Origin of the sequence: Amaricoccus sp., from assembly GCF_017993425.1 — a bacterium.
Taxonomy (GTDB): domain Bacteria; phylum Pseudomonadota; class Alphaproteobacteria; order Rhodobacterales; family Rhodobacteraceae; genus Amaricoccus.
Genome location: NZ_JAGOMQ010000082.1, coordinates 1 through 5,982 on the forward strand (window position 1 = coordinate 1; position 5,982 = coordinate 5,982).

A 5,982-nucleotide genomic window follows, 5' to 3' on the forward strand; every position below is an offset into this window, starting at 1 on the left:
ACGGCCGGCGGAGCGCGCGGGGCGATACTCGCTTCGCGCGCGTATTTCCGGGGTGGACTGTCGCGCCCGTTGTGGAAGTATGTTGCGTGCATAGCGGCATGGCGGGTGGCGGAGGACATGGATCTCGACCGGGAGACCAGCCCGTCGCCGTCCGCGGACCCCGGCCTCCGGCCGCTGGCGCGGCTGGCGGCGGTCGCCGCCGGCGCGCCCTGGGGCGTCGTGGCGCCGCGCGAGGGGGCGGTCTGGTCCGGCGACCCGCCGGCGGGCCTCGCCGCCGGGCTCCGGGCGCTGCCGGTCCCGGCGGAAGGCTGCGTCGCCGTCGCGGCGGCGCCGGGCGGCGGCTTCGCGGCGGTCGCGGCGATCCCCGGCGGGCTCGGCGTCGTCGCGGCGGCCGGTCCGGAGCGGATCGAGGCCGACGCGGCGGCGCGGGCGGACCTCGTCGAGCTGGGCCGCCTCGCCGGGCGGCTCCTGCGCGAGGGCCAGACGGCGCGCGAGCGCGACCGGATGCGCCGGGCGCTCGACTACATGGACCAGGGGCTGCTGGTGGTGGAGCCGGACCTGAGCGTGCCGGTGCTGAGCCGGCGCACCGCCGAGCTGCTGCAGCTGCCGGAGGAGTTCCTCGCGACGCGGCCGAGCTTTCCGGAGATCATCGACTACCAGTACGTCTCGGGCGCCATCTCGGCGGAGACGGTGGGCGCCTGGTTCAACGCCTATATCGTCAAGCGGGAGAGCCTGCCGGAGACCGACGTCTATGAGCGCGAGACCTTCGACGGCAAGACGCTGGAGGTGCGCACGACGCTCCTGCCCGGCGGCGGCTTCGCGCGGACCTTCACCGACCAGACGGCGCGGCGCCGGCGCGAGGCGGCGATCGCCGCGGCGGACGCGGAGAACCGGCGGCTCTTCGACAACATGACGATCGGGCTCTACCGGGCCGACCCGGAGGGCCGGCCGGTGCGGGCCAACCTGCCGCTGGCGCGGCTGAACGGGTTCGACACGGTCGAGGCGTTCCTCGAGGCGGCGGTCCATCTCCGCGACCTCGACGTCGCGCCGGGCCGGCTCGACGAGTTCCTGCGAAGGCTGCGCCGCGACGGGCGGGTCGACGACTTCGTCTCGCAGGTGCGCCGGCTCGGCACCGGCGAGCTGATCTGGGTGGCGGAGAGCGCCTGGGCGATCCGCGACGAGGCCGGCGAGATCATCGGCTTCGAGGGCGCGGTGGTCGACACCAGCGCCCGGCGGCGGAACGAGGAGGAGACGGCGCGGCTGGCGTGGCAGGATGCGCTGACCGGGCTCAACAACCGGTCGAGCTTCGTGCGCCAGCTGGCGGACGCGCTGGCGGCGGGCGAGCGGGTCGCGGTGCTGCTGCTCGACCTCGACCGCTTCAAGGCGGTGAACGACACGCTCGGCCACCTCGCGGGGGACGACCTCCTGCGGATTATCGGGACGCGGATCGCCGCGCTGGCCGGGCCGGGCGACGTGGCGGCGCGCCTCGGCGGCGACGAGTTCGCCATGGTGGTCCGAGACGTCGACGCCGCCGGGGCGGCGGTGGCGGCCGAGCGGGCGCTGGAGGCCGTGCGCGCGCCGGCGACGATCGCGGGGCGCGAGGTGGCGCTCGGCGCCAGCATCGGCGTCGCGCTGGCTCCGCAGGACGGCGACGACCCGACCGGGCTGATGAAGGCCGCCGACATGGCGCTCTACCGCGCCAAGGGCGAGGGGCGCTATGCGTGGCGGTCGTTCGCGCCGGAGATGGCGGCCGAGGTGGAGGCGCGGCAGCGGCTCGAGCTCGACCTGCGGGCCGCGCTCGAGCGGGGCGAGCTGGCGCTCGCCTACCAGCCGGTCATCGACGCGGAGGCGGGGACGCCGGTCGGCTACGAGGCGCTGATGCGCTGGACCCATGCCGAGCACGGGCGGGTGCCGGCGGAGGAGTTCATCGCCATCGCCGAGGAGGCGCGGCTGATCGGCCCGATTGGGGCCTGGGCGCTGGCGCGGGCCTGCGCCGACGCGGCCGGCTGGCCGCGCGGCCGCGACCTGTGGGTGAACGTCTCGGCCGTGCAGCTCGCCCATGGCGCCTTCGAGGAGGAGCTCGACGCGGCGCTCGCGGCCTCGGGGTTTCCGCCGCGCCGGCTGGTGCTGGAGATCACCGAGACGTCGCTGATGGAAGGCCGCTCCGACCTTGCGCCGCTCCTGCGCCGGTTGCGGGCGCGCGGCGTGCGCATCGCGCTCGACGATTTCGGCACGGGGTATTCGTCGCTCGGCTACCTGCGGCGGTTTCCGTTCGACGTGATCAAGATCGACCGCTCCTTCGTGCGCGACCTCGACGAGCCGGAGACGGCGGCGATCGTGATGAGCGTGCTCGACCTGTCGCGGCGGCTCGGCATCGCCACGGTGGCCGAGGGGGTGGAGAACGAGCGCCAGCTCGACGCGCTGCGCGCCGCGCATTGCGGCTTCGTGCAGGGCCACCTGTTCGGCCCGGCGCTCGACGCGGCGACGATCGGGAAGGGCTGAGGGGCGGGGCGGCGGCGGGAGACGCGGGCGAGGCTCTACGGGCGACCAGGCCGAGCGGCCCTTCTGATCCGGCGGACGGGGCGGCGCGGTCGCCGCCCCGGCGCCGCGGCGGGCTACTGTCCGCCGCCGGCGGCGTTCAGCTGCTCCATCAGCGAGTCGGTGATCTGGTCGATCGAGAAGCTCGCGGCGTGCTGGGCCGGCGGGTAGTCCTTGAACGTCGCGAGGAAGTCCGCGACGTAGACCTGCGCCGGGGTGAGCAGGTAGACCCGGTCGATCAGCCAGTCGTAGTAGGTGTTCGAGGTGACGTCCGCCCGCTCGTAGGGGTCGGAGCGCAGGTCGAAGAGCTTCGGCACGCGGAGCTTGGTGAAGGGCTCGGCCCAGATCCGCAGGGTGCCGGTGGCGCGCTGCTCCTCGAAGACGACCTTCCAGTTCTCGTAGCGCAGCGCCACGAGGTCGTTATCGTCGTTGAAGTAGAAGAAGTGGTCGCGGGCGCTCGTGTCCGACTTGCCGGTCAGGTAGTCGAGCTGGTTGTAGCCGTCGAGGTGGTTCTTGTATTCCTTGCCCTGGATCGTCGTGCCGTCGAGGAGCTGCTGGGTGATGTCCGCGTTCCCGGCGGCGGCGAGCAGCGTCGGGAACCAGTCGAGGCCGGAGACGATGCCGTTGAGCTCCGTGCCCGCCTCGATGTGGCCGGGCCAGCGGATCAGCGCGGGCACGCGGTAGGCGCCTTCCCAGTTGGTGTTCTTCTCCGAGCGGAAGGGCGTCGTGCCGGCGTCGGGCCACGAGTTCTGGTGCGGGCCGTTGTCGGTCGTGTAGATGACGATGGTGTCGTCGGCGATGCCCATGTCGTCGACCGCCTTCAGGATCTCGCCGACGACGTTGTCGGTCTCGATCATCCCGTCGGCATACTCGGTGCGCGCCGTCAGGCCGGGCTGGTCGCGGTGCTCGGGGCGGACGTGGGTGCGGAAGTGCATCCGCGTGGTGTTCATCCAGGTGAAGAACGGCGTGCCGGCGTCGTGCTGGCGCTTCATGAAGTCGATCGCCGCCGCCGAGGTCTCGTCGTCGATCGTCTCCATGCGCTTGCGGGTCAGCGGCCCGGTGTCCTCGACCGTGCCGTCGGCGGTGGAGCGGATGACGCCGCGCGGACCGAAGCGCTCGGCGAACGCCGGGTCCTGCGGATAGTTGAAGTTCTCCGGCTCCTCCTCGGCGTTGAGGTGGTAGAGGTTGCCGAAGAACTCGTCGAAGCCGTGGGCGGTGGGCAGGAACTCGTCCTTGTCGCCGAGGTGGTTCTTGCCGAACTGGCCGGTCGCGTAGCCGAGATCCTTCAGCGCCGAGGCCATCGTCGCGTCGACCGCCTGGAGGCCGACGTCGGCGCCGGGGAGGCCGACCTTGGACAGCCCGGTGCGCATCGGCGCCTGCCCGGTGATGAAGGTCGACCGTCCGGCGGTGCAGCTCTGCTCGGCGTAGTAGTCGGTGAACAGCGCGCCCTCCTCGCCGATCCGGTCGATGTTGGGCGTGCGATAACCCATCAGGCCCCGCGAATAGATCGACAGGTTGGTCTGGCCGATGTCGTCGCCGAAGATGACGAGGATATTCGGCCTTTGCGCCGGCGCATCCTGCGCGGCGAGCCCCGTGGCGGCCGATGCGGCGAGGAACGCCGCCAGTCCGATGGGTTTCAACACGGTTCCTGCCCTCCCGTTTGCGTCGGCGCGTCGCTCGTACCGGCGCCTGCGCGGGAAGACTAGCAGCCGCCGCCGTCGCGATTGTCCCTCGTGGGACAAAACGGCTAGATTGCCCCGCATGAAGGAACAGGCGCGACGGGTGTTGACGGCCTCGGGCTGGCTGGCGCGGCAGCCCAAGCCGTTCCAGGCGGAGGTGCTGCGCCGGGGGCACGGGCTGAGCTTCCGCCGCGGCGAGCCGATCTACCGGCTGGGCGATCCGCCCGGCGGCGCCTACGGCCTGGTCGCCGGAAGCTTCGCCATCGTCACCGCGCCGCCGGGAGCCGAGCCGATGACGCCGCACCTGACGGCGCCGGGGCACTGGACCGGCGAGGGGTGCTTCCTGAGCGGCGAGCCGCGGCGGGTCGAGCTGCGCGCGATCACCGACTGCGCCGTCCTCTCGCTGCCGCTCGACCAGATGCAGCGGATGGCCGCCGCCGATCCCGACGCCGCCCGGCGCTTCGGCGAGATCGCCATGCTCGACATCGACCTCGCCATCCGGATCATCCACGACCTGCTGATCTCCGACCGCGACCGGCGGATCGCCGCCGTGCTGGCGCGCTGCGCCGCGATCGGCGACGCGGCGCCCGTCGGGCAGGACGAGCTCGGCGCCATGGCGAACGCCACGCGCAAGCAGGTCAACGCCGCGCTCGGCCGGCTCGCGGCCCGCGGCTGGGTGGCGACGGGCTATCGCAGCATCCGGGTGCTCGACCCCGCCGCGCTGGCGGCCTTCGCGCGCGGCGAGGGCGAGTAGCTACGCGGCCGGGTCGGCGGGAGGGCTCCGTCGCGACGGCGGCGGGGCGGGGGCGAGGGCGACGATGGCCCCGGCCGAGACGATCATCGCCATGCCGAGCAGGTCGAGCGGCCCGAGCCGCTCGCCCCACAGCAGGTAGGCCCAGGCCGCGACCGAGAGCACATAGCTGTACTCGAAGACCGCGAGCGTCGAGGTGTCGCCCGACTGGTAGCCGCGCGCCACCATGCCGACGGCGACGAGCGCGCCGGCGGCCTGCACCAGCACGACGCCGAGCACCAGCAGCGACGGCGCCCGCCAGCCGGCGGCGATGAACGGCGCCGCCTCCGCCCAGGCCGCCGGCGGCTCGAACGCCGCGAGGACGACGAGCATCGCCGCCCCGGCGAGGCCGAGCCCGCCGAAATAGCTGAGCAGCAGCGCCCCGACCGGCTCCTCGCCGCACCACTCGCGGGTGAGCAGGTTGCCGAGTCCGTAGAGCGCCCCGGCCGCCACCGGCGCCAGCGTCATCGCCGACAGGCTGGCGGCGTCCGGCCGCAGCATCACCAGCACCCCGGCGAAGCCGAGCGCCACCGCCAGCATCCGCGACGGCCCGATCGGCCGCCCGAAGAACCCGGCGGCGAAGATCAGCACCCAGAGCGGCGCGGTGAACAGCGCCGCGCCGACCTGCGCCGCCGGCGCCGCGGCGAGCGCCGCGTAGAAGAGCAGCATCGACAGCGTCTGCACCCCGGCGCGGATCGCCACCGCCCCCGGCCGCCGCGCCCGGAGCGGCAGCCCGAGGACCGCGGCGCCGACGACGAGCAGCGGCAGCGCCATCCCGCTCCGGGTCAGGTGGAACTGCCACAGCCCCGCCTCGTTCGCGACCACCCGCACCAGCGTGTCGGTGAAGCCGAGCACGACCATGCCGCCGACGATGATCGCCGCCCCGAACGCCGTCGCGTCGCGCCCTCCGCCCATGTCCCTGCCCCGCCTGCCCCGGCCCCGCGCCGGCGCGCCCGCCATATCCCCCCGCCGCCC

4 protein-coding genes are annotated in these 5,982 nt (G+C 73.8%); 2 read left to right on the forward strand and 2 right to left on the reverse strand.

The features are described from left to right. Positions 1–117 precede the first annotated feature (117 nt). Positions 118–2,502, forward strand: coding sequence for an EAL domain-containing protein (locus KBB57_RS19775; protein WP_290754049.1), 2,385 nt, complete (start codon positions 118–120; stop codon positions 2,500–2,502). A gap of 113 nt (positions 2,503–2,615) precedes the next feature. Here the strand turns inward: KBB57_RS19775 and KBB57_RS19780 are convergent, their stop codons facing one another. Further along, complete coding sequence (locus tag KBB57_RS19780; protein ID WP_290754052.1) at positions 2,616–4,181, reverse strand: arylsulfatase; 1,566 nt, start codon at positions 4,179–4,181, stop codon at positions 2,616–2,618. Positions 4,182–4,320: 139 nt separating this feature from the next. On the opposite strand from KBB57_RS19780, the gene KBB57_RS19785 reads away from it, so the two are divergent. Next, positions 4,321–4,971, forward strand: coding sequence for a Crp/Fnr family transcriptional regulator (locus tag KBB57_RS19785; protein WP_290754055.1), 651 nt, complete (start codon positions 4,321–4,323; stop codon positions 4,969–4,971). Here KBB57_RS19785 and KBB57_RS19790 read toward each other — a convergent pair. Then, positions 4,972–5,982: DMT family transporter (locus KBB57_RS19790; protein ID WP_290754058.1), on the reverse strand; the 1,011-nt coding region annotated here is incomplete at its 5' end.